Source organism: Agrobacterium sp. InxBP2 (genome assembly GCF_026191755.1).
Lineage (GTDB): Bacteria > Pseudomonadota > Alphaproteobacteria > Rhizobiales > Rhizobiaceae > Agrobacterium > Agrobacterium pusense.
In genome coordinates this window covers 1-26,896 of the sequence record NZ_JAINDY010000026.1, presented here as the reverse complement: position 1 = coordinate 26,896, position 26,896 = coordinate 1, and the positions used below count along the sequence as shown (strand labels likewise).

Here is a 26,896-nt window from a genome sequence, read left to right as displayed (position 1 = left end):
GCCGTTTATGGCGCGACCTGCTAACCATCGTGAGGGACATATGGCCGGACGCACCTTGCTTCAATTCTTCCATTGGTATTATCCGGACGGAGGGAAATTATGGAGCGAGGTGGCCGAGAAGGCCGAAAGCCTTGCCAAAATGGGCATCACCGACGTCTGGCTGCCGCCCGCCTACAAGGGCGCCGCCGGCGGTTATTCGGTTGGATATGACACCTACGATCTCTTCGACCTCGGCGAATTTGACCAGAAGGGCACCGTCGCCACCAAATACGGTGATCGTGGTGCCCTCGAGCATGCGGGCAAGACGCTGAAAGAGAATGGCATCCGTGTCATTCACGACGTCGTTCTCAATCACAAGATGGGTGCCGACGAGAAGGAAAAGGTACGGGTTCGCCGCGTCAATCCCGACGATCGCACGGATATCGACGACGAGGATTTTTCCGCACTCGCTTATACACGTTTCACCTTTCCCGGCCGAGGCGGCGCGCATTCCAAATTCATCTGGGACCAGAAATGTTTCAGCGGCGTCGATCACATCGAAGAGCCGACCGAAGACGGCATTTTCCGGCTCGTCAACGAATATGGCGACGGTGAGTGGAACGAGGAAGTCGATCAGGAAAACGGCAATTTCGACTATCTCATGGGCGCGGATGTCGAGTTTCGCAATCGGGCCGTCTATGAAGAGCTCAAATATTGGGGCCGCTGGCTTTCCGAGCAGGTCCAGGTGGACGGCTTCCGTCTGGATGCCGCGAAACATATTCCGGCATGGTTCTTCCGCGACTGGGTCGGCCATATGCGCGAGACTATTGACCCCGATCTTTTCGTCGTAGCGGAATATTGGCACCCCGATCTTGAGGCCTTGAAGAGCTATCTCGAACTCGTCGACAAGCAGCTGATGCTTTTCGATGTCGCCCTTCACCACAGCTTCCACGACGCGTCGAAACAGGGCGGTGGTTTTGACATGCGCAGCATTTTCGATGGTGCGCTTGTTTCCGTCGTTCCCGATCACGCCGTCACGCTTGTCGATAACCACGACACCCAGCCCTTGCAATCGCTGGAGGCTCCGGTGGACCCCTGGTTCAAGCCCCTCGCCTATGCGATCATATTGCTGCGTGAAAACGGCGTGCCTTGCGTTTTTTATCCCGATCTGTTCGGCACGAGCTATACCGACACGGGTAATGACGGCAATGAGTACAAAATCGATATGCCGGCCATCGAATGCCTGCCGAAGCTCATAGAGGCGCGCAGCCGTTTCGCCAATGGCGTACAGACGGACATTTTCGATGACCCGAACTGCATCGCCTTCATTCGCCATGGCACCGCCGATGCGCCGGGCTGTGTCGTGGTGATGTCGAATGGCGAACCGGCGGAAAAGCATGTCGATCTCGGTCCGGATCATGCAAGGGCGGTCTGGCGCGACTTCCTCGGGCACCGTCAAGAGGAGATCACCCTCGATGAGAGCGGCAAGGGCGTCTTCCCCACCAATGGCGGCAGTGTCAGTGTTTGGGTGCCAGCCGAATCCGGGTGAGCAACAAGGCCAACGGTCCGAAAATTATGCTCACTCTGCCGAAACGAGGCGGCGCGGACCTGCGCCGTTATCGGCGAGAACATCGTTCGGATTGCGCAACGGACAATCATCCAGCGAAAGGCACCCGCAACCGATACAGCCGGTAAGCTGGTCGCGCAGCATGATCAGGTTGTTGATGCGAAGCTGGAGCATTTCCCGCCAGGATTGGGAGAACCTGCGCCAGTCGGCTGTTGTCGCCACCCGATCCTGCGGCAGGTCGGCCATTGCGTCCCTGATGATGCTCAGCTGTATACCCGCCCGCTGCGCAATGCGGATGATGGCGATGCGCCTCAGAACGGCGCGATGATAACGGCGTTGATTGCCGGCGGTGCGCCAGCCCTCGATCAATCCCTTCGCCTCGTAAAAATGGATGGTGGAGACGGCGATGCCGCTGCGGCGGGCAACCTCTCCCACCGTCAGGCTGTGTTTGAGTATGGTATTTTCCATTCTGGCTCCTGCTTCCGGACCGATTTCCGCTCGGAAACGCGGAAACACAACGAAGAGCAGCCGGTATAATTCCTCAACCATAGTTGAGGTCAATAGACAACGGTCAAAAAAAGAGGCGCTCGATGGCGCCTCCGAATTTCGCGACTATGACTGGATCAGAACTTGGCTGTCATGCTGATCCAGAAACGACGGCCTTCCATGACGGTGTTGAAATCGTCGGTGCCGACATCCTTGTCGAAGACGTTGTAGACGGCGGCATTGAGATCGACATTTTCGGCGACCGCATATTTCGCGCCGATATCAAGCGTGGTGTAGGCGTCATATTTTCGACCGGCCTTGCCGTTGATCGTCACCGGCGTGCCGTTCGTGCCGATGCGCGGGCCGGCATTGATTTCCGATCCGTGGTAATTCAGCGAGGCCCAGGCTTCAAGACCATCGATCGGTGTCACCCAGTCGCCGCGCAGATTGGCCATATGCTCCGGTGTCCGCGCCAATGGAAAACCTTGGTAATCACCGGTCTTCTGTTCGGAATGCGTATAGGTATAGTTGCCGCGCAGCGTCAGTTCCGGCGTCGCGTACCAGGTCGCCGTCAATTCCACACCCTGAATGACCGCATCGTCGATATTGTAATTATACCAGAGGCGGTAGTTGCGGTCTTCGCTCCAGCGGACTGGCGTTCCATCGGGATTGAGCACCAGCGCGTTGGAAATCTTGTCCTTGAAATCGGTGTAGAAATAGGTGGCCCCCAGAGCGACGTCACCATTCTCCCAAAGTGCCGCCACTTCGTAGCTCGTGCTTTTTTCCGCTTCGAGGTTGGGATCGCCGATGATCACACCGCAAGTGCCGCTCGGACCATAGGTGCAACCGCCCCCACCTGTCGTATAGGCATAACCCGGCGCGATCTGACGGATTTCCGGTGCGCGGAAACCGGTGGAAACGCCGCCCTTGATGGTCAGCTCTTCCGTGGCGCTCCAGACGCCATAGAGACGCGGGCTGAAATGATTGCCGTATTTTTCATGGTTATCGAGGCGAAGCCCGCCCGTCAGCGCGAAATTGTCGACGATGCGCCACTCATCCTCAAGGAATAGAGCCCATTGCGTGGCCGAAAACGTCTCGTCCCGGCCGGTACGGCGGCCCGGGTTCTGGTCCGTCAGCCGTGCCTCGAAATATTGGCCGCCCGTGACCAGTGTGTGGTTGCCGAAGAGCTCGAAAGGCGTGGTGAACTTGCCATCGAGCACGGTATTGCGCACCTCCGGCGAGCGTGCATTTTCAGTCACGCGGCCGGTTCGGATGTTTCTGGTGAAATTGGTGCGTTCCGCCCATTCCTGCTGCAACGAGAATTCGGATGTGGTCGGTCCCCAGCGGCCGGTGTGCGAGAGTGACCAGTGGTCACGCGTGTTGATGTTGTAGGTGCCGTCGCTATTGGCCGCGAGCGATTCGCCAGGCTCGGCGCTACGGCGCAGCCTTGTCTTGCCACCTTCGAGATAGATGTCGTGATCTTCGTTCGGCGTAAACGTCAGGCGGCCGTTGAAATCATATTCCTTGGCGCCGGTGGTCCCGCTCAAAATGCGGTCTTCGCCGCGCGTGAAGCCCCTGCCCCAGAGCTGCAGACCAAGCTGATCCTTGAGGATCGGACCGTTCGCATACCAGGAGACCTGGCCGCTATTGCCGAATTTCGAATGCTGTTGAACCGTGCCCTCGGTGGTGACGGAGCCCGACCAGACGTCGCCGACCTTGCGGGTGATGATGTTGATCACGCCGCCCATGGCATCCGAGCCATAAAGCGAGGACATGGGACCGCGCACCACTTCGATACGTTCGATCGCCGAAACCGGCGGCACGAAGCTCTGTTCGAAGCCGGAGTTGCCGTTCGTGCGGGCATCGCGCGTGCTCTGCCGCTTGCCGTCAACGAGGATCAACGTATAGGCGCCCGGCAAGCCGCGGATGAAAACATCCTTTTCGTTGGCGATCCCGGTGACAGACACGCCCTGCACTTCGCGCAAGGCGTCAGTCAGGTCGCGATACGCCCCCTTTTCCAGATCCTCCCGTGTGACGACGGTGATGCTGGCCGGAGCGTCCTTTACATTCTGCTCGAAACCGGACGCGGTGACGACGATCTGCTCAAGAACAGTGGTATTTTCGGATGCCTGCTGCGCAAAAGCGGGCAGAGCAATATTTAACGCGGTTCCCGCCATTGCTGCCGAAAAAGTAGTCTTTATTGTCATCGAAGCCTTTTTGCAGCCCCGGTACTTCAATTCCATGTTATGCCCCCGCATTTAACTTGAGAATTTCACCCCACTTATTTACGAGGGGGGTGCAGGCGCAACAGGTTTGTTTTCGAACAGTTCTAAATTCTAGAAATTGCAAAAAGGGCTCCCTCTTAAGATGAGTGGAGTAAAAATTCGCCAGATGACAACCAGCAAGAGAAAAGACGGACCGGCTTCCACGGCAAAACCCGACAGGCTTGGGCAGCTGAAACTGCTTGTCGCTTTTGATGCTTTGTTGCGGGAAGGTAGTGTCAGCCGCGCCGCGGCGGGCATGGGACTTCCAACATCATCGATGAGCCGGATCTTGCAGCAGCTACGGGAAAAATACGGGGACCAGCTCTTTCTCCGCACCGGCCAAGGCCTGCGCCCCACCCCCTTTGCCGAAGCCATGCGCCTGCGCATCCGCTCCCTGGCGGCAGAGGCCGAAAATCTGATCGATTATTCGCAGGAAGAACCCGAGGCGCCGGCCACCATCAATAAGAGCGGCTGGGAGCAGCCGGCATTGATGAAAGCACCGCCACTTTCCCTTCGCCCCAGCATTCTTCTTGAAGGTCAGCCGACGCCGGAAAACATTGCCGAGCGTCTCGCCCGCATCGGTCACAATTCCGCCCCACAGGAACGGCTCGCCAAGTATATTGCAACGTCTGCGATGGGAATAGGCAACAGCCGTCCGCTCAGCCAATCGGAGGCGGCGGATGCACTGTCGATCATTCTGGAAGGGGATGCCGATCCGATACAGATCGGGGCACTGCTCGCCACCATGCATTATCGCGGCGTGACGGCGGCCGAACTGGCCGGCTTCATCCAGGCGACGTGGCGACATGTCGGGCGAGACCGCTACCGGCCTGTCACCGTCGATCTCGACTGGCCGGCTTATATGTCCCCCAAACACCGCGATGCGCCATGGTTCGTGCATTCTGCCCGCCTCGTTTCCATGGCGGGATACAGGGTGCTGTTGCACGGCCATGTTGGTCAGGGCGAAAATGGCGGCAAGCTTGAACGCGCCGCACAAGCCTGCGGTATTCCCCTTTGCCATTCGCTTTCGCAGGCGGCCGAGGCCACGTCATCCGAAGGGATCGCCTATCTCCCCCTGGGCGGCCTGTCTCTGCAATTCCAGAGCCTGCTCAGTCTCCATGGCATTCTGGAAATGCGCCTGCCGGTGCATACTGTCGTCCACCTTCTCAATCCACTGCGCGCAAGGAGCACCATTATAGGGCTCGCCCGTCCGGCCTATCAGGAGCTGCATCGCGATACCGCCCGCCTGCTCGCCGTGGAGAATCTCGCCATACTCGGTAACACTCGGGATTTCGCACAGTTCACGCCATTCCGCAGCACACGGATTTTCGGTCTTTCAAGCGGAAGGGACGTGGAGGTCCTGGTCCCCGCCCGCGAAGCACCGCCTGCCGAAATGCCAACCATGTTCACCACCTTCGAATATTGGCGTGCAGTCTGGACGGGAGCCGCGAAAGACGAAAGGGCGGAAACCATCATCATATCCACCGCCGCCGCCGCGTTGATGCTCGTCAATGACATGGGGCTTTCCTTTGACGAAGCTTACGCGAAAAGCCTCAAGCTCTGGAACGAGAGGACGCGCAATCTGGTCAGCGTCTAAGCATTCGAGATCACGCCGTGGCGACTGACTTTTTCAAAGCCAGATATTCCCACAGAGCAACGAGCAGCAGAATACCCGTGCTGGCCAGCTGCAGGATGAATAGCGGAATGCCCGGCACCGGCAACAATAGGCAGAGCGCTGCCACGCCCGCAAAATGCGAGACGGGGCGCTGATAGGTCGCGGCGATCTTGACACCGATATTGCCTGCCAGAAAGAGGACGGGACCACCGACGATTGCGATGGCCTCCCTTATCGTTGCGGCCTCGTGGGCATGGGACAGGCTGAAATCCTCTCCCACCGCCGTCAGAATGATACCGGCGACGATTGGCAAATGTCCGTAGTTGAAGAGATTATGGGCGATCTTCGCCTTCTCGTCGGCGTTCTCGGCTTTTCTGGAGGCTTCCGCCTGTCCGTGATGGAAATAAATCCACCACATCGCGACGGTGCTTATGAAGGCGGAGCAGAAAACGACAAATGTCAGCCCGGAGTTCATATATTCGGTTGCCGTCCGGCCGGTGGTCAGAATTGTTTCCCCCAGACAGATGATGACAAACAGGGCGCAACGTTCCGCCAGATGCTCTCCGGAAAGATGCAGACTGTCGTCATCGCGAGAACGCAAGCCGGGGACAACATAGCGGCAGGCCGGACCGGCATACTCGATTGCGAGGGCCATGCCCCACAGGAGAATGCGTTCCCCCAGATCGCAAAACCCGCCTGCCAGCCAGAACAGGCTCGAAATGGCCAGCCAGATCGTCACCCTCACGAACACCAGAAACGACTGCCGGTCTTCATCCCTGAAGGCATAGAGAGCAAACAGGCTTCGACCGATCTGCATGACGCTGTAGATCAGCGCGAAAACCAGGCCCTGTTCGGCAAAGGCTTCCGGCAAGGCGATGGCCAGCAGTACACCGCCAAACATCAGCACGAAGAGCAAAATCCTGACCGGTTCTTTCTCAGTATTCAGCAGATTGGTTATCCAGGTGGTGTGTATCCACAGCCACCACAGGGACAATATCAGGATGCCGGCTTCCAGCACCGCCGTTGGCCCAAAGTCCTTCGCCAGAGAATGGGATAACTGAATAAGAGCGAAAACGAAAACCAGATCAAAGAACAGCTCAGGAAATGTCGCCTTTCCCGTCTCCTGACCGTCATGCCGGATCCAGCTTTCTGCACTCGGCGCCCGTCGGGAAATCTTGGTTCCTGTTCTCATTCTGCTTCCGTTTGCGGAGCATAGATCATCGCAATCCCTCACTGTCGCAAGACGTGGGTTTCAGCCCCGGTATTGTTATGATCTGACCCGCGGCCGGGGAATTCCAGCCCACGCGCGCTGTCGGGAAGGAACTGCGGTCCCACCAGCCGCACCGTTTTTCCGGAGACATCAATAATGTAACTTTGGGCGGAAGGCGCCGATGAAACCGCTGCGTTACCGTCTTTTTTATCTTCCAGCCGGCTGATTTCCAGGGACTGGGAAAATACCGGCACGACCATTACGCAGACGAGGCCGGCGGCGAGAAAGAGGGGCTTGGGTAACATCGAAATTCCCTGACGCTTTTATCTGCGCCAATAACAGCCATCCCCTGCATTTGTTCCGCACAGCTTCAGGTATCGCCGTCAAGGTAAGTGCGGTATTGCACGTAATCACCGCTCGATTGCCCATCGACGACTTCAGGCGGCCGCCCCTCGCCCCCTGGGAGATAGCCGGTGTCTTCGAGGACTGATTTCACGAGCTCTGCAATCGCAATATGTCGGGGCAGAGCTTTATCCGCCATGTAAAGGGCGACGGCCAGTTCTATATCATCCGGAAATGTCATGAGCGTGGCGTTCCGTTAAACCATTGACTGGAACGCGCAGTGCCAGCGAAAGTTCAATTCGTCGGCGCCAAGGTAGCGCGGATTGGCGACATATCGCGGAACTTTTTTCGAGGCCGCAGGGAGGAACTTCTGCCCGAACTGCACAATCTGATGTGTTCAGACCGCTACTCCGCATTCAAAATGCTCCAGACTCAAGCAATTGAAACCAATCACGGAAAAGCGCAAACGAAAGCTAAATTGGACTTAACTTGCGTTACTGTGCATTCACCACGGGAAGCCCCGATCGGACACAAAGTGTTCTAGCAGCTTCGTTCCAACGAATCCTTTGGTGTTTGCGTGAACAGCAAGAATCTAACCGCATAGCCGGTTTTTCGCAAGCTGCCGCCGCTCCGCTCATCACGCCCTCATGATCTCGTTCCCGCTTCCTGCTTGTCTGTTCGGCCACGCAGTTGCGCCGTGAGCATGGCCTTGAGATCGAAACTGCCTTCCTGGGCCTTACGTGTGAGATTGCGCAGATATCCGCCAAGCGAACTGATTTGATCAGCCTTCTGCAACAGGCAAGCGAGGATGGCCGCTGTTCCCTGCCTCCCGAAGGTGGCTAATGCATCCTGATAGGCCGACTGGCTGATGCTGAACATGGTTCTGATGACGGAAGTTGCCACCTCCATATCTCTCCAGCCAGTCACCGCACCTCCAGGTGCATAGAGTGAGATATCCGGGCACGCTTTCAAAACCAAAACAATATCAGGAACAAAAAATTGCTTATGAAGATCGTTCTTGGGTGTTGGCTTTGGAGGTGTGACACCAGCGACCGCGGCATCTGCGGATGTGGACGCGATTGTTGCAGCAGTTCGAACCGGCGCGGCATCCTCCAATTCCTGCGGTTCAGATATGGATTCGGATTCTGAATTCTTTATGAGGCGCTCATTTTGGCAGTCATTGCCGCTCAAATTTTCCGATTTTTCAAGATTTTCCAGATAGTTGGTCACTTCTGCGCGGAGTGAAGCCAGAAAACCTGCGATTTCCTTGAGTTCAGCTGTCTTCGAATTGCGCCCGAGAGCCCGCGCGATGTCGTTGTAACGGGCCTGAAACCCGTCAAAGATCTCGATCTTGCCGCTGGCAGCAATCATTTCGCAGAGTTTCTGGATGTCCCGACGGCAGAGGCTGATCGTCTCGCGAAGCCGTTGAAGATCGAGCCGTTCGCGAATGATGCGCTCGGCCAGTTCCTCTATTTCCGTTTTACGAGCAAGAAGCGGTGCGAGTGAGAACCCGTAGGCTTCGCTGATCTCGCCACCCCTGTGCTTCCGTGCGTAACGTTTCCCATTCGGGCTGTCCTTGCGGATGATGAGGCCGGCTTCGACAAGAGCCGAAAGATGCCGACGCAATGTCTGTTCCGCCATGCCATGCGCCCTGAGCGACAACTGCGTATTGGATGGAAACACCACCAATCCGGCTTCGCTGGAAAGCTCATTTTTGGGATAAAAGCTCAAGAGCGCGTTCAGAACGGCAAGCGAGCGATCGGTCACGCCGAGCAGCGGTCTTGCTTCACAGACGGACCGATAGAGTTTCCATTTGTCGACTGCTTCGCATTTTCTGCCTCTCTGCGCGGCAAACTGGGTTGCGAGCACGCCAAACGACATCGCTCGCCGCCCAAAGGGCGTCGTTACACATGTGCTGTCCATGTCTTTCACCTTTCACAAGGCAAAAGAAAATCGCTCACCGAAAAATTCGATGCCAAGACTCTTGACTATGATTCGCGGAAATGAGATTCTTCGGGTGCTTAAATCAAAGAAAGGCTTCCGCGCGGCAACGTTCGGGGGCTTTTTTCTTTTGTGATGCGTCTCCTGTTAGTCGTTCGGGTTAGAAATCACTGCTTGGACCGATACTCGGCAAACAGCGTCTGAAGATGTTCCAGAACGAATTCGGCAAATTCCGGTGCTTCGCTCTTGTCGATCGATATATCCAGCTTCCGGTCGCTCTCGACCACTTTCGCCAGGCGACGGCCCGTATCCGAAGACCATACGCCGGTTTTCTTGACCTGTGTCTTTGGCTTCAAAAAGTCCAGAAGCGCCTTGAAGCGTTCTTCGGAAGGAAGCGAGGCAACCGCAGGTTCGCTGACATATGCGCGGGCCGCCTCCTTGACCTGTGAGGAGGAAAGCTGGTCGGCTAGATCCATCCAGTTGCGGCGGCCGACAGTGGGTGCGGGGCCTATGAGATCGACCAGATCCTCTGGAATGCGTCCAACGACCGAAAGCATATTGGACAGATCGCCCTTGTGAAGCGACATCGCCGCCATGATCGTGTCTCGAGGGAACCGCATCTGCAGTTTCTGCGCAAACCGCGCTTTCTCGATATAGGTCAGGTCGCGACGTTCGTTATTTTCCTGGCCCTGGGCCACCACCAGCTGTTCATCGCTGAGATCCCGCACAACGGCCTTGACCGGAATGCCAAGACTTGAAACGGCGCGAAGGCGGCGATGACCGAAGGCGACCTGATAACGGCCCGGGAAATCGGGATGCGGACGCACGAGAATCGGCACCTGCTGCCCCTGCTCACGAATTGCCTCCACCAGACCGGCATCGGCCTCTTCGGAAGCGGGCATACGATCCGGTATGAAGGAGGGATCGATATCCGCGGGGTCGAGAGAGACAATCGTCAGTCCTTCGGCTAGCTGCTTTTCAATGGCTTCAGCCCGTTTGGCGCGCTCCGAGACTTCATTCAGCGATTGACCGATCATACCAACGGGGGAATTCAAAACATCCGTCACCAGCTCAGGGGAGCCGAGGATAGGCCTGATACGGGGTCGCGAACGCTCCGGCGTGGTATCGTTGTTGTCGGTACCCGGTGTGCCAAGATTTGCGAAGATTTGTTTTCTGCTCATGCTGCCCTACCCCACGCTTTTTTAATCAGTCCTTCGATTTCAGCGTTCACATTGTTCATGGCTTCCAGCGCGCGATCATAGGTCGACCGGGTGAATTGCGTCCTCTCCACTTCGAAAAGCGTCTGGTTGGTCAATCCAGCGTCCGAGACCGCCGTGCTTTTCAGCATCGGATGATTGAGGACGTTTTCACCAAAGATCGATCGCAGGAAAGCGACCATCTGGTTCTGCGGCCCGTCGCTCGGTTCGAAACGGGTGATCAGGTAACGCATCCAGTTATAATCCGACCGAGCACCGGCCCGGCCAATTTCTGCCAGAAGGTCGCCGGTCATGGCGAGGAACTGGTTCATCGACATCACGTCAAGCATCTGCGGATGGACGGTGACGAGCACCGATGTCGCCGCTGTCAGAGCCGAAAGCGTCAGATAACCGAGTTGCGGTGGGCAATCGATGACGACAACGTCGTAGAAATTTTGCGCTTGGGCGATCGCCTGGCCGATACGGGCGAAAAACAGCGTGTCACCCGGTGCACGGCGCATCAGCGCACGCGGAGTATCGTGTTCGAACTCCATAAGTTCCAGATTGCCAGGAACAATGTGGAGATCGGGAATATAGGTGCCACGGACGATCTCGGCGATGGGGCGGCGTTCATCGTCATAACGGATCGCGCCATAAAGCGTCTCGTTCGGCCCGACATCAATCTCGGGCTGGTGACCAAAAAGCGCGGAAAGGCTGGCCTGGGGGTCGAGATCGATGGCAAGAACCCGATAGCCACGTAGTGCCAGATATTGCGCCAGATGGGCAGAGGTGGTTGTCTTTCCCGAACCGCCCTTGAAATTCATGACGGCGATGACCTGTAACTCTTCGCCCTCCCGGCGGTGGGGCAGGTAGCGGCGTGTGCCACGCGCACCCTGGTCCAGAAAACCCCTGATATCGCGCATGTCTTCTACGGAATAGGAGCGACGCCCGGATACCTGCGCGGCATCAAGCTCAGGCAGCTCGGAAGCGATCTGGCGCAGATAGGCTTCGCCAATGCCGATGAGCTTTGCGGTCTCCGCCGGAGAGAAATGCCGCATGCTCTTTTCGGTATGGGGGGAAAATGTATTTGCGTTATGCGCCTGCAACTGGGCTGACAACGCAGCCGAATGCTGTTGTATAAGACTCGTCAGGTCAGGTGCTCCTGCGGCACGTCTTAAATCGGCACTCTGTGTCATCGGTCTTCTTTCGCTCGAAATTGCAGTAGCGGTTTTTTTCGAAAAAGGCGGTTTTTTCCGCAACTGAGATATAAGCGCCGATTCTCTTTTTGGCGCAATAGGCTTTTTTCTCATGTGCGGAGATGCGGCTAAAGCATTGTGGAAGAATCACTTTTTCCTTCTTGGGCGTTTTCTGGTTTGCCGCGGCTAACTTGGCCTCGTTTTCCCCTCGCGCCCTCGGCTTGAGTTATGACAGCAGGTGGGCCGGAAGTTTGCCGCGGCTAACTTTCGCTATCTTCCCGCTGGGGCGGGGCAGTGGGAAATTCAAGGGTGGACATTCGCAGCTGGTTAATCTCTACTGCATGACTAGAGTATGGGATGCCTCGCGCTGGTTGCCGGGCAATTCCATTGTCGTTGGTTGGAGGATTGAATGTCCTATGACGTCGCTCTAGTCGGTTCGGGTTTCTCGGCCATTTGTACAGCAGCCCATCTCCTGTCATCACTGCCCGCGGAGGCGTCGATTGCCATCGTTGGTGACGAGTCGGATTTTGGCCGCGGTACCGCCTATCGCACGGAACTACCCTATCATCGGCTGAATGTGCCCGCGGGGCGTATGAGCGTCTTTCCGGACCGCCCGGACGATTTTGTCGAATGGTTGGCGCAGAACGGGCTGGGAAACGATCCCCTTCTATTCGCGTCGAGGGGCGATTATGGGCTCTATTTGCGGGACCGGCTCGCCAGTCTTCTCAGAAGCCGGGAACAGCGGGCGCGTGTCGATTTTATTCGGGCGAAGGCATCCGCTTGCCGGCCCGAATCACAAGGCGGCTTTACCTTCACCCTGGAAAATGGCGAGACATTGCAGGCACGCAATGTCGTTCTGTGTCTCGGCGTTGGTGCTGCAAGTTTGCCGGTGCAAACTGTCGCAAAACGTGAAGAGGGCGTGCAGCGCGTGGTGAGCCATTGCTGGCAGCCGGGATGGTTGTCCCGGGTGAAGAGCGGGGATCGTATCTGTATCCTTGGTTCCGGCCTTACGATGATCGATCAGGTGTTGACGCTGCGCGGAAAAGGTCACCGGGGCCCGATCCATGTCCTGTCCCGCCGCGGGCTCATTCCGCATCCGCATGTTAGTCCGCCTGTGCCGCCTAGCGCTCCGCGTCTGCGTGAAGGTTCCACTGAGATAAGCGAGCTATTACGATCTCTCCGTCAACAGGTGACCAACGGGGCGCCATGGCGCTCGGTTATGGACGGTTTGCGGCCAAAAACACAATCGCTATGGCAGAGCCTCAGCTCACAGCAACGCGCAAGGTTTTTGCGGCATGCGCTGCCTTGGTGGAATATCCATAGACATCGCATCGCGCCTGAGGTGCATGACGCCTTTGACAGGCTGTTGTCAGACGGCGTTCTCACTATCCACGCGGGTTATCTCCAGGCGATCGATGAACACGAGGAGAGCATCTCCATTCGTTATCGCGTTCGGCATACGCAGATGATTAAGGAACTGCAGGTCGATTGGGTCATCAATTGCACCGGCATGGAACGCGCGGGTATCGGCCACTCTCGCCTTCTGGAAAGCATGCGATCTGACGGGGTGCTTCGGCTCGATTCCTTTGGCCTTGGTGTCGAGGTCGACGGCGATTCCCGGCTGCTGCGCACGGATGGCCAAGCATGGCGAGGTCTCTTCGCCGTCGGCGCGCTGACGGCAGGCCGGTTCTGGGAAATTACCGCCGTTCCGGATATACGGATCCAGGCTCGTGATATAGCGCATTTCATCACTGACAGAGTGATCGGTAAGCGCCTCATATCCGCACAAGGCTGATGCCTGTTGCGGACCCAACAATGGTGCCGGACTCTCCGGCCTCCTCATTTATAATGCGTAGTTTGCCGCGGCAAACTCGTCGGTTGAGTCACGGTCACCGCGTGGATGACGCTCTTTGGCCTGGATGCAATAGGTCATATTCGACGCGTGGCGAAAAATCGCCGGCCGTTAAGTAAATATCCGCAACATTCAAAAAATGTCGCGAAAAGCGAATGAATCTCATCATTTGCTAAATAATTTACATGGGTTATGGAGTATCGTCGTTAAACCGGCTATAAATGCAAGAAAAATTGAACATCATGAAAATAATTTGCGAGGCTTGAATGGTGAAAAATAAGTTGGTGCGGTTCGAGGTCGCAGATAGCCAGGCCGGCGGGCAGCGTCGACCCTTCGCCAAGGCCGTCCGGGCCGGTGATTTCGTCTATGTGTCCGGACAGGTGCCCACCATTGACGGCGAAGTGGTGACTGGCGGTATCGTCGCCCAGACCGAGCAGGTGGTGGCCAATCTCAAGGATGTCCTGGCGCTGGCTGATTGTACGCTTGCCGATGTGGTGAAGGTGAATGTCTGGCTGGATGACGCCAGGGATTTTTCCAGTTTTAACGCCGTGTTCCAGAAACATTTCATCGATCATCCGCCTGCACGCTCAACCGTACAATCCCCGCTGATGGTTGACGCCAAGGTGGAAATGGACGTTATCGCTTTTAAGCCTTTGGCTTAAGTATCTGATTTATTTCGCTTAGAGAGCATATGATGACCTATCCATGGCCTGACGAGGGCGCAAAGCTCGATGCCATTTCGACGCCAATGCCGGTGATCGACGAAGACCGGCTTGCCGCCAATATAAAGAAGGCGCAGGCCTATCTCGACAGTCATGGCAAGGCCTTCCGGCCGCATATCAAGACACACAAGATACCGGCCATCGCCCGACAGCAGCTTCAGGCCGGCGCCATAGGCATCAATTGCCAGAAAGTCAGCGAAGCGGAGGTTTTCGCAGACGCCGGTTTTGACGATATCCTGATAACCTACAATATTCTTGGTGCCGCGAAACTGTCGCGGTTGAAAGCGCTGAATGCCCGTATAGCTCAGCTGAGCGTCGTTGCTGATAGCGACGTGACGGTTACCGGCCTCGCTGCCACATTTGATGAGGGGCGGCCGCTCGCCGTGCTCGTTGAATGTGATACCGGCGGAAAGCGTTGCGGTGTGCAGACACCGGAGGCGGCGGCGGCACTTGCTGAGAAAATCGTCGCCGCGCCGGGACTTATATTCAAGGGTATCTTGACCTATCCGGCACCGGGCGGAGCTGAAAAGGTGGAAAGCTTCCTGCGCGACACCATGGCGCTGCTTGCGGCAAAAGGCGTGGACTGCCCGGTTCGTTCCAGTGGCGGCTCGCCGGACTTCTATGCAGCGCATCTCGTTCCCTCTGCAACCGAACACCGGGCAGGCACCTATGTCTATAATGACCGGGCGATGTTGCGTACCGGCCATTGCACGGCCGATGATCTGGCAATGCATGTTCTCGCTACCGTTGTCTCGCGGCCTGCAGCGGACCGCGCCGTGCTTGATTGCGGCTCCAAGGCTTTGACCTCCGATCTCCTCGGCTTCAACGATTATGGGCTGATCGAAGGCCATGAAGGCGCAAAAATCATCTCACTCTCTGAAGAACACGCGGTTGTCGATCTTTCCGGCTGCGCGTCCGGCGGTCCCCGGATCGGCGATGTCGTCAGGGTCGTGCCGAACCATACATGCGTCGTCAGCAACCTTTTCGACAGGATGGTGTTCCATCGAAACGGCGTTGTTACCCGCGTCGAAGAGGTCGCTGCACGCGGCACGGTCTGGTAATGTTATCCGGCTAATTAACTTGAGGAAACGAGCTCAGCCCGCAGGCAGCTCCGGCAACGAGACCCCATAAATGCGCATATTCACGGCGTCGCTCGCCACCGAAACCAACACGTTTTCACCTGTTCCCACGGATATGGATGCCTTTCGTGCGGCTTTCTATGCCGGGCCGGGTGAACATCCGGACACGCCGACGCTCTGCTCCTCGCCGGTCCCCATTCTGCGGCGCCGCGGCAAGGCGGAAGGGTTCACGGTCATCGAGGGCACGTCCTGCTGGGCGGAGCCTGCCGGCCTCATCCAGCGCCAGACGTATGAAACACTGCGCGACACCATTCTTTCGGAGCTCCGGGCAGCCCTGCCGGTCGATGCTGTGGTTCTTGGCCTGCATGGCGCCATGGTGGCGCAGGGCTATGACGATCCTGAAGGGGATTTCCTGTCGCGGATGCGGGCAATGGTGGGCCCGGACGTCTTGATTGCGGCGGAGTTCGATCCCCATAGCCATCTCACGGCATTAAGGGTTGAAAGCCTAGATATCATGGCGACGTTCCTGGAATTTCCCCATACCGATTTTGAGGAACGCGGCGAACATGTCGTCGAAATGGCGTTGCGTACTCTGCGCGGCGAAATCAGGCCCGTCATCTCGACTTTCGATTGCCGAATGATCACCATTTATCCGACCAGCCGTGAGCCGATGCGTTCTTATGTGGACCGGCTGAAGGCGATGGAGGGCAAAGACGGTATTCTCTCCATCTCCGTTATTCATGGATTCATGGCAGGTGATGTACCGGACATGGGCACACGCATCGTCGTTGTTACGGATGACGACAGGACCAAAGGGGACGCGCTGGCCGAAAAGCTGGGCCGTGAACTTTATGCCATGCGCAGGCTGACCGCCATGCCGATGCTGGATACGGAAGCTGGTCTCGACCAGGCCGTTGCCATTCGCAGCGCAAATTCGCAAAGGCCGGTGGTGGTTTCGGATATATGGGACAATCCCGGCGGCGGTGTCGCGGGTGACGCGACCCACATTCTGCGCCGCATGGTAGAGCGCGGCATGGACAGGATCGGCGTCGCGACGATCTGGGATCCCATCGCAGTCTCTTTTTGCCATGCAGCGGGGGAGGGCGCAGAGCTCGATCTTCGCATAGGTGGCAAATCCAGTCCGCAGGGCGGCGATCCGCTGGATTTCCGAGTAATGGTTATGCGCACCGTCGAGACGGGCTGGCAGAGTTTCCGTAATAGTCGCGTCACGCTCGGCCGCGCCGCCGTTGTCCGGCCGCTCGGCACCGAAATCGACATCATTCTCATTACCAGTCGAACGCAAACTTATGAGCCGGATATCTTTTCCAATCTTGGAATCGATTTCGCGAAAAAAGACCTGTTGCTCGTCAAGTCGACCAACCATTTTCACGCGGGTTTTGCGCCGATCGCTTCAGAGATCGTCTATATCGCGGCCCCGACCTCCTATCCCACCGACCCGGCAAAAACACCTTACCGCAAGGCAAGCCTTGGCCTATGGCCACGGGTTGCCGACCCGCTCGGTCTCGATTGAGGGAAGCAGCTTAGACCTGATCAAACGTCACGACGAAGAAACGACCATCCTCTTCCATGCCCTTCACTGCAAATCCGGCGCCGCGCTCCAGCAAGAGGCTGTCGCGTCGCTGCAAATGCACCGTTTGGCCGGCCGATGAGACGCTGACGGGATCAACGGCAAAAATTATTGTCGCCGTTGAGCCTGTCGACTGGACAGTGAGTGTGGTGCGGTGTCTTTCGACGCGATGCGAATATTGCTCGCGACGGGACATGACATTGAGATCGACGATGGGACCATCTGCCAAAACGGCGTCCACCGGAACATCCGCGGCGAAGGGCAGGGGATCGCTTGCCATCGTCAACGCCACCGGCTCGCGTGCGTCGATGCTGAGGCTCATGCCTTTCCCTTCGAGGATGCAAAGGGTGCGATCAACTCCGGGAAATATGGAAAATGGCCCGTCTTGCGCAACGTTCGCCATGCTGATGCGCCAGTCGAAATCCGCCATAGAGGCTTTTGCGGGATGAACGATGATCTCCGTCGTTACACCGCCGCCGTTTTTCCAGGGCATTGATGTATAGGCGGTGTTTTCTAGGTGTCTCATCTTCTGCATTCCCTGGTCGTTTGTCTGGACGATGGCACTATTTATCGCGGTCGCCAGCGATACGTTGTTCAAGCTTTTTTTGCGCGGCGCGTAGATCAACACTTTTTCCGGCGAGTTTTTCGATTGCCGCGACCACAAGATCACGCGCAACGTAGTCCGACTTGTGTCCGAGATTCCTCACAATGATCAAGCTCGACCCATCAATAGCGCGTGCAAGCTGGCGGGAATGAATTTCCGGTGAAACAACATTGTCGGTGTCGCCGGTTATAATGACGGTCGGCGCCTTGATTTTGGAGTAGTTCGGTGAGGCGCTCCGCGCCCATGTGTTCAGCGCGGCGACTTCCTGCGCGTTATGGCGAAAAGCCTGCGGTCTCAACGCCCCCCATGCGCGCGTTGCCTCCACATAGCCAGGAGGACGATGATTGGGGGCGAAAACCCCGCGCGTCGCCCGGTCGAGCGCAAGGAAACCCACGGGCGGTGCGACGAAGATCGAAAAAAGCGGGCCTGTCACCCGGGCGCTTGCCGCCGTGTAATACCAGGCGATGCCTCCAGGCCAAGGGTAAACCGCCGGAGAAAGAAACACCAGGCCCGACACCATCTCCGGGTGGCGAAGCGCGAATGCCGCGGTAATGGCTCCGCCAAAGGAGTGGCCGACGATGATGGCCTTGCGGATGCCGCGCTTTTTCATCAGTTGAGCCACGGCGTCGGCCTGTCCGTCGGGCAGGATATTATCTTTGCCGCCGATGTCGGAACTGCCATGGCCCGGCCTGTCGACGAACAGAAGTTTTGCGCGACCGCGGAATTTGTCCGCAAAGGACAACAGCGGGTCGTAGAGACTTGCGCTCGCGCCATGCAGGAAGACGATCGGTGGCAGCTCTGCCTGCTCTTGCGGTTCCAGCAACAGGCTGTTGAGCTTATATCCGCCAACATCGATTCTTACCGGCACAGGCTCTTGGGCCTGGGAGGATGCAGGAACGGTCAAAGAAAAAGCCGGAAAAATTGCACCAACCAAAAAGCTGAAGGCAAGTGAAATACGCCGTGGTGACATGCTGTCTTCCGCACTCCATTAAAGCTTGCCGCGCCGTTATAGACGCTAAAAATGATCGGCTATGACCGACCAACAGCTAACAACGAGAAAATCGAACCGGAAGTTTCAGTCAAAGGAGCGTTGGGTAATGCCCTGAGGCTTTGCCGACGCAAGGTCGGAATGCCGCGCGGCGATGGACCACGCGGCACGCTCATCAATTGCCGAGAATACCGGGCAGACGCAGCCCCCGCTCCTTGGCGCATTCCACGGCAATCTCGTAACCCGCATCGGCATGGCGCATGACGCCGGTTGCCGGATCATTCCACAGAACACGCTCGATCCGACGCGCGGCGTCGTCGGTGCCATCGCAGCAGATGACCATGCCGGAATGCTGGGAAAAGCCCATGCCAACACCGCCGCCGTGATGCAGCGATACCCAGGTTGCACCGGATGCAGTGTTAAGCAGTGCGTTAAGCAGCGGCCAGTCCGACACGGCATCGGAACCGTCCTTCATGGATTCGGTCTCGCGGTTGGGCGAGGCGACGGAGCCAGAATCGAGATGGTCGCGGCCGATCACGATGGGCGCCTTCAGCTCACCGTTCCTGACCATTTCATTAAAGGCAAGCCCGAGACGATGGCGGTCGCCGAGCCCCACCCAGCAAATGCGGGCAGGCAGGCCCTGAAACGCGATGCGTTCGCGCGCCATATCCAGCCAGTTGTGCAGGTGTTTGTTGTCGGGCAGTAGTTCCTTCACCTTGGCGTCGGTCTTGTAGATGTCCTCCGGGTCACCGGAAAGTGCCGCCCAGCGGAACGGCCCGATGCCTCGGCAAAACAGCGGGCGAATATAGGCCGGCACGAAGCCGGGGAAAGCGAAGGCGTTTTCCAGCCCTTCGTCCTTTGCGACCTGGCGGATATTATTGCCGTAATCGAGCGTCGGAACGCCGGCATTCCAGAAATCGACCATGGCCTGGACGTGAACTTTCATGGAGGCGCGAGCGGCAGCGGCAACGGCCTGTGGATCACTCTCCTGTTTGGCGCGCCATTCGGCCACGCTCCAGCCGGCAGGCAGATAACCATGGATCGGGTCGTGCGCCGAGGTCTGGTCGGTCACGATATCGGGCCGGATGCCGCGACGGAAAAGTTCCGGGAATATCTCCGCCGCGTTGCCGATCAGGCCGACGGACTTGGCCTCGCCGGCCTTGGTCCATTGATCGATCAGCGCCAGCGCCTCATCGAGTGTATGCGCCTTCGCATCAACATAACGGGTGCGCAGACGGAAATCGACGCGGGTTTCATCGCATTCGACGGCAAGGCAGCAGGCGCCGGCCATGACGGCGGCGAGCGGCTGCGCGCCGCCCATACCACCGAGACCGCCGGTCAGGATCCATTTGCCCCTGAGATTACCGCCATAATGCTGGCGGCCAGCCTCCACGAAGGTTTCGTACGTTCCCTGCACGATGCCCTGGGTGCCGATGTAAATCCACGAACCAGCGGTCATCTGGCCGTACATGGCCAGGCCCTTCTTATCCAGCTCGTTGAAATGATCCCAGGTGGCCCAATGCGGCACCAGATTCGAATTGGCGATCAGCACGCGCGGCGCATCCTTGTGGGTGCGGAAGACGCCGACCGGCTTGCCGGACTGCACGATCAGGGTCTCGTCCTCGTTCAAATCCTTCAGCGTCGCGACGATGCGGTCGAAATCGTCCCATGTGCGGGCGGCGCGGCCGATGCCGCCATAAACCACCAGCTCATGCGGTCGCTCGGCAACATCAGGGTCAAGATTGTTCATCAGCATGCGCAGCGGCGCTTCCGTCATCCAGCTTTTGGCATTGAGCTCGGTGCCCTGCGGTGCGCGAACGTCGCGAATATTATGGCGCGGATTGTTCATAAGATTTCCCCTTATCGTTTCGTGTCGAGCGCAAATTCTTCCATGCGCGTGAGAATCGTCTTGAGATGCTGGCGAAGGCGTTCGGCTTTGCCCGCGTCATAAGCAAAAGGCGGCACCTCGCTTTGCAGATGCGTGGATTGTGCCAGCTCCATCTGGATTGCGTGCACGCCTTTCTGCGGCCTGCCATAATGGCGCGTCGTCCAGCCACCCTTGAAGCGGCCGTTCAGAACGCTGTCGTAACCTTGCGCGGCGGCGGTGGCCTCAACGGCGATGTGTTCGATGGCGGGATCACAGGTTCTGCCCATATCCGTGCCGATGTTGAAATCCGGCAGCTTGCCTTCAAAGAGGAAGGGGATGTGCGAACGGATCGAATGGCAATCATAGAGAATGGCGATCCCATGGATGCTCTTGATCCGCTCGATCTCGGCCGCAAGAGCTGCATGATAGGGCGCGTGGAAGGTTTCCAGACGGTCCGCAATGTCATCCGGCGTGGGTTCCTGCCCTTCATTCCAGATAGGCTTGCCGTCGAAATCGGTGTCCGGAACCAGCCCGGTCGTGTTCTGGCCCGGATAAAGGCTCACCCCGGCCGGGTCGCGGTTGGCGTCGATGACATAACGATGGAACGTCGCCCTCACGGTTGTCGCGTTTTCCAGAAGCCCGGCATAAAGCTCATGGATGTGCCAGTCCGTATCGGCCAGAATTTTGCCGTTGTCGTTGAGGCGGCTCCAAATCTCCGCCGGAACATCCGTGCCGGTGTGAGGCAGACCGAGTATGATCGGCGAAGTGCCTTGGTGAAGGGCAAAGGGAGTCTTCATCGATTGCCTCTCTTTTCCGTGGGTTTAGCCCCTGCAAGAAGAGAGTTGGCGAAGGTTAAAACGTGCCTCATCTCAAGCCTCCAGCTTCGGCAGGATGCCGTCCGAAATCGTGGCGACCAACGCACCGGAGGCGATCAACTCCGCCGCCGCCTTGAGATCCGGCGCCATATAACGGTCTTCCTCCAGCGAAGGGATTGCGGCCCGTAGCACGGCAATGGCCTTTTGCAGTTCCGGGCTGGTTTTCAGCGGCCCGCGCAGTTCCACGCCCTGAACGGCTGAAAGCGCCTCGATCCCGAGGATGGCGAATAGATTGTCGGTCATCGGCAAAAGTCGCCGCGCTCCGTGGCAGGCCATGGAGACATGGTCTTCCTGGTTGGCCGAGGTTGGCGTCGAATCCACCGAGGCTGGATGTGCCATCTGCTTGTTCTCGCTCATCAGCGCTGCGGACGTGACTTCGGCGATCATGAGCCCTGAATTCAGCCCCGGCTTCCTGGAAAGGAAAGCGGGCAGGCCATAAGAAAGCGCCGGATCGACCAGTAGCGCGACACGGCGTTGTGCGATGGCCCCGATCTCGCAAATCGCGAGCGCCGTCTGGTCGGCGGCGAAGGCCACCGGTTCGGCATGGAAATTGCCGCCGGACACGACGGAATTGTCAGAAAGCACCAGAGGATTGTCGGTCACCGCATTGGCTTCGATTTCCAGTGTGCGGGCCACCTGCCGCAGGAGGTCAAGGCAGGCGCCATCCACCTGCGGCTGGCAGCGGATGCAATAGGGATCCTGCACCCGCTCATCGCCTTCGATGTGGCTGATGCGGATTTCGGAGCCGTCGAGCAGGCTGCGAAGCGCAGATCCCGCGTCGATCTGCCCCTTGTGGCCCCGCAGGCTGTGAATATCCGGGTGAAATGGAGCGGAAGACCCCATGGCGGCGTCCGTGGAAAGTGCGCCGGTAATCAGCGCAGCCTGCGCGGCGCGATGGGCGCGAAAAAGCCCGGCAAGCGCCAGTGCGGTGGAGGTTTGCGTGCCATTGATCAGGGCAAGCCCTTCCTTGGCGGCGAGAACCACCGGCGTCAGCCCGGCTTTCGTCAGCGCCTGGCCGGCGGGCAGCAGAGCGCCCTGATAAAAAGCCTCACCCTCGCCCATCATTACCGCCGCCATATGGGCAAGCGGCGCGAGATCGCCGGAAGCGCCCACGGAACCCTTTTCGGGAATGACGGGAATAACGCCCTGTTCCAGCATGGCCTCGATCAGCCGCACCAGTTCCAGCCGCACGCCGGAAGCGCCGCGGCCAAGCGAAATCAGCTTCAGCGCCATGATCAGCCGAACCACATTTTCAGGAAGCGGCGCGCCTACCCCGCAGCAATGCGACAGGATGAGATTGCGCTGCAGCGTTGCCACGTCGGCTGCATCGATCTTGATGGAGGCAAGTTTTCCGAAACCGGTATTGATGCCATAGACGGGGGCATTACCCGCGGCAATCTCGGCAATGCGGGCAGCCGCCTTTTCGATGCCGGCGTCGAACGAGCGGTCCAGCTTCGCGGAGCCGTTGTTCCAGTAGATGCCGGCCAGGTCGGCCAGGGCCACGTTGCCGGGGTGAAGCGTAATGGTCGTCATGGTCATGGAGAAACCTTCTGTCCCTTGAATATGCGGGCATGGAGCGGATTGAAACCGATGCGATAGACAAGCTCGGCCGGGCGTTCGATATCCCAGATTGCAAGATCAGCGGATTTCCCGGCCTCCAGCGTGCCGGTTTCCGCAAGCAGGCCAAGCGCCTTGGCGGCATTGCGCGTTGTCGCTGCCAGGCATTCCTCCACGGTCATACGGAAAAGCGTTGCACCCATGTTCATGGTCAAAAGCAGGGAAGTGAGCGGTGAGGTGCCTGGATTGCAGTCGGTGGCGAGGGCGATTGTCGCGCCTGCATCGCGCAATGCCTGCATCGGCGGAGCCTGTTTTTCACGAAGCGCATAAAAGGCGCCGGGCAACAGTACGGCCACGGTTCCCGCCTTGGCCAGTGCCCTGGCGCCTGATTCATCCAGATATTCCAGATGATCGGCGGAAAGCCCGCCGCAGGAGGCGGCAAGCGCTGCGCCACCCAGGTTGGAAAGCTGCTCGGCATGCAGCTTGACGGGCAGACCAAGCTGCCGCGCCTTTTCAAAAACGCGTGCTATCTCTTCGACGGAGAATGCGATGCCTTCGCAGAAGCCGTCCACCGCATCGACCAGCCCTTCCGCCTGTGCTTTTTCCAGCCCGGGCAAAACGACATCGGTGATATAGTCACCGTTCCTACCCTTATATTCAGCAGGCGTTGCATGGGCGGCCAGATAGCTGGTGACGATCCGCACCGGCCGCAGCGTCTCCAGCCTGCGGGCAACACGCAGCATTTTCAGTTCGGTATCTATATCGAGGCCGTAACCGGATTTGATTTCGATCGTCGAGACGCCCTCGGAAAGAAGCGTATCGAGACGGGGGAGCGCTTGCGCCATCAAGACATCCTCTGAAACCGCGCGCGTGTCGCGCACGGAGGACACGATGCCGCCACCCGCCTTGGCGATCTCTTCATAAGTCGCGCCATTCAACCGCATTTCGAATTCCATGGCGCGGTTGCCGCCAAAGACCAGATGGGTGTGGCAATCTATCAGAGCGGGAGTGATCCAGCGCCCATCGCAATCGGTGATTTGCTCGGCGGCGGCGAGATAAGCGGGCAGATCGCTCTCCGGGCCAGCAAATGCGATGCGACCGCTGCTGACGGCGATCACGCCTTTTTCGATTGCGCCGATGCCTTCCCTCAATGGATCGAAGGTGGCCAGCCGGGCATTACGCCACAAGGCCGTTGCGTTTCCCATCGCCGCTCCCTTTGCAGATTTGTTCCCGGGCATTGCTTTTCGCCTTTCCTTTATGGCGTAAATGTATATACATAATAACCGGCTTGGCAAGCCGCATTTTCTGTTCGAAATGGCCTTGCCCGATGTCGTAACAAGAGGAGAGGGTGGTATGACGGCAATTCACGCGGGTGCGGCACTTCTCAGCGGCGGGTGGGCGCAGGATGTCCGTATCGTCTGTGATGGCGGGGTTGTTTCATCGGTCGAAACCGGTGTTTCTCCCGAGCGGCAGGATGAACGCCATGCCGTCATCGTTTCGGCCATGCCCAATCTTCACAGCCACGCCTTCCAGAGGGCCATGGCTGGACTTGCCGAAATCCGCGGGCCTGCCGACGACAGTTTCTGGAGCTGGCGCACGGTCATGTATAAATTCGCCCTCTCCATGACGCCTGACCATGTCGAGACCGTTGCCGCACAGCTTTATATGGAAATGCTGGAGGCCGGTTTCGGCAGGGTCGGAGAATTCCATTACCTGCACAATGACAGGGACGGTTCACATTACGGAAATATCGCCGAAATGGCGGAGCGTATAGGCGCTGCCGCTGCCCAAACGGGTATAGGCCTGACATTGCTGCCGGTCTTTTACGCGCATTCCGGTTTCGGCGGTCAGCCGCCAATCGACGGGCAGAAACGTTTCATCCATTCGATTGACAGTTACGAGAAGCTGATGCAGGGCGCACAGGCTGTCGTCAAATCCCTTCCGGGTGCGGCGCTTGGCATCGCGCCGCACAGCCTGCGCGCTGTGACCGGTGATGAGCTTGCGGCCATCGTGCCGCTCGCAAAAGACGGGCCGATCCATATTCACGTGGCGGAACAGATCAAAGAGGTCGAGGACTCCCTCGCTTTTTCCGGTGCGCGGCCAGTGGAATGGCTTCTCGGGAACGCGCCGGTCGATAAGCGCTGGTGCCTCATCCACGCCACGCATATGACGCAAGCGGAGATACGCCGCATGGCACGGAGCGGCGCGGTTGCGGGCCTCTGCCCTGTCACGGAGGCCAATCTCGGCGACGGTGTCTTCCACGCTCCGGATTTTCTCGCGGAAGACGGACATTTCGGTGTCGGATCCGACTCCAATATTCTCATCTCGGTTTCTGAAGAGCTGCGCACGCTGGAATATTCCCAACGTCTGTCTCGGCGCGCGCGTAATGTCATTGCCGACGCGGGCAGTTCCACCGGGGAAAAACTTTTCCAGGCGGCGCTGGAAGGCGGTGGCGGGGCACTCATGTCAGAAAGTAGAATCGAAAAGGGAAAAAGCGCCGATCTTGTCGCGCTCGATATTTCGGCCGTGCCCTATCTTCCCGCGTCAAAGATCCTCGACCAATGGTTATTTGCAGGCAATGTCCGTGTCGATACCGTTTGGGTCCGTGGCGAAAAACAGGTGCAGGCGGGTCAGCATATCCGGCGCCGGGAAATTTCGGATCGTTTCAACCAGGTCATGGCCGAACTTCTTAATAGCTGATATGGGCTCGGCGAGAACGAGAAAGAGCCCGTGCGGAAAGGTATCACGGACGTGACAAAGGCATCGGCCGGACAGACCCTGCACCAGACGATCCTCAGCGATATAGAGGGGCGGATCGTCTCGGGGGAATGGCCGCCCGGTTACAGGCTGCCGTTCGAGGTCGATCTTGCCACCCATTATGACTGCTCGCGCATGACAGTGAACAAGGTCATGAGTCAGCTCGCCAAGGCGGGTTTGATCGAGCGACGCAAGAAATCCGGCAGTTTCGTTCGTCAACCGCAGATCCAGTCGGCAGTTCTCGAAATTCACGACATCAGGGCCGAGGTTGAATCCCTCGGTCTTGATTACGGTTTCAAGGTTCTGAAGTGCACGCAGCGTACGGCAACGAAAGACGACCGTACACGGCTTGAGATGGCGGCCGGCGCGCCGCTGCTGGATATCGTCTGTCTTCACTTCGCGGGCGAGCGGGAATTCTGTATCGAGCAGCGCCTTGTCAACCTCGTAACGGTGCCGGAGGCTGCAGAAGCCGATTTCGGCGGCGTCGCGCCCGGCCCGTGGCTGCTCGGCCATGTTCCGTGGAGCAATGCCGAACACCGTATCAGTGCCGAAACGCCGTCGAAAGAGATTGCGCGCCTGCTGGCCATATCTGAGAAGCAGGCCTGCCTCGTCGTGGAGCGCCGGACGTGGAGCAATTCCGGCGCCGTCACCTATGTGCGGTTCACCTATCCCGGAAATGCGCACGCTCTTGTCGCCCGTTTCAGCCCGTCCGCGGATTGATCGTAAGGCTTAAACCCCTCTTATTGCGAACATGAAACCCCATATAGGCGAGGCATGCTATGCTTCCGGCAAAGTCGTGCTGGAATCATTAATCGTTGGTAATTAATACGATAAATTGGAAACTACCTTTTATTATCAGTAGCTTGACTGATTTTTTTAGAATTCGCATTTTCGCCTGTTGACTTGTTCGGTGGGGTTCTCTTATAAGTCCGCTCACTGAACGAGGGCGGCGGCGCTGCTGGCGACGAAGTCTTTCGTTCTAAATAAATCAAGGAATGAGCTGGTTGCTTGTTTGGATTCGAGGCCTGATGGTTTCGGGGATTTGATTTTTTGACTGCTTTGAGTGGTCAGTTTTTTGACAATTGAATATGAGAAGAAAGAGAAACGTGGGCGGCGAAGCTTGCGGGGTCTGAAGGTAATTTGGATCTCAGGAATAGACTTTGACGGTCACGTTTGGATAAGAGAATACACCTCATTATGAGCGCAGTGAT

At 57.9% G+C, this 26,896-nt stretch carries 22 protein-coding genes; 8 read left to right on the top strand and 14 right to left on the bottom strand.

Annotation, left to right across the window (positions count from 1 at the left end):
• Positions 1-40: 40 nt before the first annotated feature.
• On the top strand, positions 41-1,528 hold the full coding sequence (amyA, locus tag K7A42_RS08175) for an alpha-amylase (protein WP_282455057.1): 1,488 nt from the start codon (positions 41-43) through the stop codon (positions 1,526-1,528).
• 30 nt (positions 1,529-1,558) lie between these two features.
• Here amyA and soxR read toward each other — a convergent pair whose 3' ends face one another.
• Positions 1,559-2,014, bottom strand: a complete 456-nt coding sequence (soxR, locus tag K7A42_RS08170) for a redox-sensitive transcriptional activator SoxR (protein WP_003584914.1) — start codon at positions 2,012-2,014, stop codon at positions 1,559-1,561.
• 155 nt (positions 2,015-2,169) lie between these two features.
• Complete coding sequence (locus K7A42_RS08165) at positions 2,170-4,275, bottom strand: TonB-dependent receptor plug domain-containing protein (RefSeq protein ID WP_035207322.1); 2,106 nt, start codon at positions 4,273-4,275, stop codon at positions 2,170-2,172.
• 148 nt (positions 4,276-4,423) lie between these two features.
• On the opposite strand from K7A42_RS08165, the gene K7A42_RS08160 reads away from it, so the two are divergent.
• Positions 4,424-5,893, top strand: a complete 1,470-nt coding sequence (locus tag K7A42_RS08160) for a glycosyl transferase family protein (RefSeq protein ID WP_037090375.1) — start codon at positions 4,424-4,426, stop codon at positions 5,891-5,893.
• Positions 5,894-5,903: 10 nt separating this feature from the next.
• Here the strand turns inward: K7A42_RS08160 and K7A42_RS08155 are convergent, their stop codons facing one another.
• The 6 genes from K7A42_RS08155 to repA all read right to left on the bottom strand — a co-directional run bounded on the left by K7A42_RS08155 (position 5,904) and on the right by repA (position 11,796).
• Positions 5,904-7,103: a low temperature requirement protein A gene (locus tag K7A42_RS08155; protein ID WP_111813650.1), complete on the bottom strand. Its 1,200-nt coding sequence runs from the start codon at positions 7,101-7,103 to the stop codon at positions 5,904-5,906.
• Between the two features lie 38 nt (positions 7,104-7,141).
• Positions 7,142-7,426, bottom strand: a complete 285-nt coding sequence (locus K7A42_RS08150; RefSeq protein WP_282455056.1) for a hypothetical protein — start codon at positions 7,424-7,426, stop codon at positions 7,142-7,144.
• A 65-nt stretch (positions 7,427-7,491) separates the two neighbouring features.
• On the bottom strand, positions 7,492-7,704 hold the full coding sequence (locus K7A42_RS08145) for a hypothetical protein (RefSeq protein ID WP_035207316.1): 213 nt from the start codon (positions 7,702-7,704) through the stop codon (positions 7,492-7,494).
• A 404-nt stretch (positions 7,705-8,108) separates the two neighbouring features.
• Positions 8,109-9,386: a plasmid replication protein RepC gene (repC, locus tag K7A42_RS08140; protein WP_282455081.1), complete on the bottom strand. Its 1,278-nt coding sequence runs from the start codon at positions 9,384-9,386 to the stop codon at positions 8,109-8,111.
• Between the two features lie 185 nt (positions 9,387-9,571).
• Positions 9,572-10,585 (bottom strand): plasmid partitioning protein RepB, encoded by a 1,014-nt coding sequence (gene repB / locus K7A42_RS08135; RefSeq protein ID WP_282455055.1) that lies wholly within the window; start codon positions 10,583-10,585, stop codon positions 9,572-9,574.
• A complete protein-coding gene (gene repA / locus K7A42_RS08130) occupies positions 10,582-11,796 on the bottom strand; it encodes a plasmid partitioning protein RepA (protein WP_022563274.1) in 1,215 nt (404 codons plus the stop codon). The genes repB and repA overlap by 4 nt, the downstream gene beginning before the upstream one ends.
• Positions 11,797-12,205: 409 nt before the next feature.
• On the opposite strand from repA, the gene K7A42_RS08125 reads away from it, so the two are divergent.
• The 4 genes from K7A42_RS08125 (at position 12,206) to K7A42_RS08110 (ending at position 16,980) form a co-directional block, all read left to right on the top strand.
• The gene (locus K7A42_RS08125; RefSeq protein WP_282455054.1) at positions 12,206-13,591 is read left to right on the top strand and encodes an FAD/NAD(P)-binding protein; all 1,386 of its coding nucleotides are present in this window, start codon (positions 12,206-12,208) and stop codon (positions 13,589-13,591) included.
• Between the two features lie 323 nt (positions 13,592-13,914).
• Positions 13,915-14,310: a RidA family protein gene (locus K7A42_RS08120; RefSeq protein WP_282455053.1), complete on the top strand. Its 396-nt coding sequence runs from the start codon at positions 13,915-13,917 to the stop codon at positions 14,308-14,310.
• A gap of 32 nt (positions 14,311-14,342) precedes the next feature.
• On the top strand, positions 14,343-15,431 hold the full coding sequence (locus K7A42_RS08115) for a D-TA family PLP-dependent enzyme (protein ID WP_282455080.1): 1,089 nt from the start codon (positions 14,343-14,345) through the stop codon (positions 15,429-15,431).
• A 70-nt stretch (positions 15,432-15,501) separates the two neighbouring features.
• The gene (locus tag K7A42_RS08110; RefSeq protein ID WP_112557251.1) at positions 15,502-16,980 is read left to right on the top strand and encodes a M81 family metallopeptidase; all 1,479 of its coding nucleotides are present in this window, start codon (positions 15,502-15,504) and stop codon (positions 16,978-16,980) included.
• 10 nt (positions 16,981-16,990) lie between these two features.
• Here the strand turns inward: K7A42_RS08110 and K7A42_RS08105 are convergent, their stop codons facing one another.
• The 6 genes from K7A42_RS08105 to hutI form a co-directional block, all read right to left on the bottom strand.
• Positions 16,991-17,563: a HutD family protein gene (locus K7A42_RS08105; protein ID WP_112557265.1), complete on the bottom strand. Its 573-nt coding sequence runs from the start codon at positions 17,561-17,563 to the stop codon at positions 16,991-16,993.
• 37 nt (positions 17,564-17,600) lie between these two features.
• A complete protein-coding gene (locus K7A42_RS08100; RefSeq protein WP_112557253.1) occupies positions 17,601-18,611 on the bottom strand; it encodes an alpha/beta fold hydrolase in 1,011 nt (336 codons plus the stop codon).
• A gap of 193 nt (positions 18,612-18,804) precedes the next feature.
• The gene (gene hutU / locus K7A42_RS08095; RefSeq protein WP_112557255.1) at positions 18,805-20,478 is read right to left on the bottom strand and encodes a urocanate hydratase; all 1,674 of its coding nucleotides are present in this window, start codon (positions 20,476-20,478) and stop codon (positions 18,805-18,807) included.
• A gap of 11 nt (positions 20,479-20,489) precedes the next feature.
• Positions 20,490-21,293 (bottom strand): N-formylglutamate deformylase, encoded by an 804-nt coding sequence (gene hutG, locus K7A42_RS08090; protein WP_112557257.1) that lies wholly within the window; start codon positions 21,291-21,293, stop codon positions 20,490-20,492.
• A 72-nt stretch (positions 21,294-21,365) separates the two neighbouring features.
• Complete coding sequence (gene hutH / locus K7A42_RS08085; RefSeq protein ID WP_112557259.1) at positions 21,366-22,910, bottom strand: histidine ammonia-lyase; 1,545 nt, start codon at positions 22,908-22,910, stop codon at positions 21,366-21,368.
• A complete protein-coding gene (gene hutI, locus K7A42_RS08080; RefSeq protein ID WP_416220899.1) occupies positions 22,907-24,133 on the bottom strand; it encodes an imidazolonepropionase in 1,227 nt (408 codons plus the stop codon). The genes hutH and hutI overlap by 4 nt, the downstream gene beginning before the upstream one ends.
• A gap of 148 nt (positions 24,134-24,281) precedes the next feature.
• On the opposite strand from hutI, the gene K7A42_RS08075 reads away from it, so the two are divergent.
• The gene (locus K7A42_RS08075; protein WP_112557261.1) at positions 24,282-25,628 is read left to right on the top strand and encodes a formimidoylglutamate deiminase; all 1,347 of its coding nucleotides are present in this window, start codon (positions 24,282-24,284) and stop codon (positions 25,626-25,628) included.
• 30 nt (positions 25,629-25,658) lie between these two features.
• A complete protein-coding gene (gene hutC / locus K7A42_RS08070; protein ID WP_112557263.1) occupies positions 25,659-26,405 on the top strand; it encodes a histidine utilization repressor in 747 nt (248 codons plus the stop codon).
• Positions 26,406-26,896 lie beyond the last annotated feature (491 nt).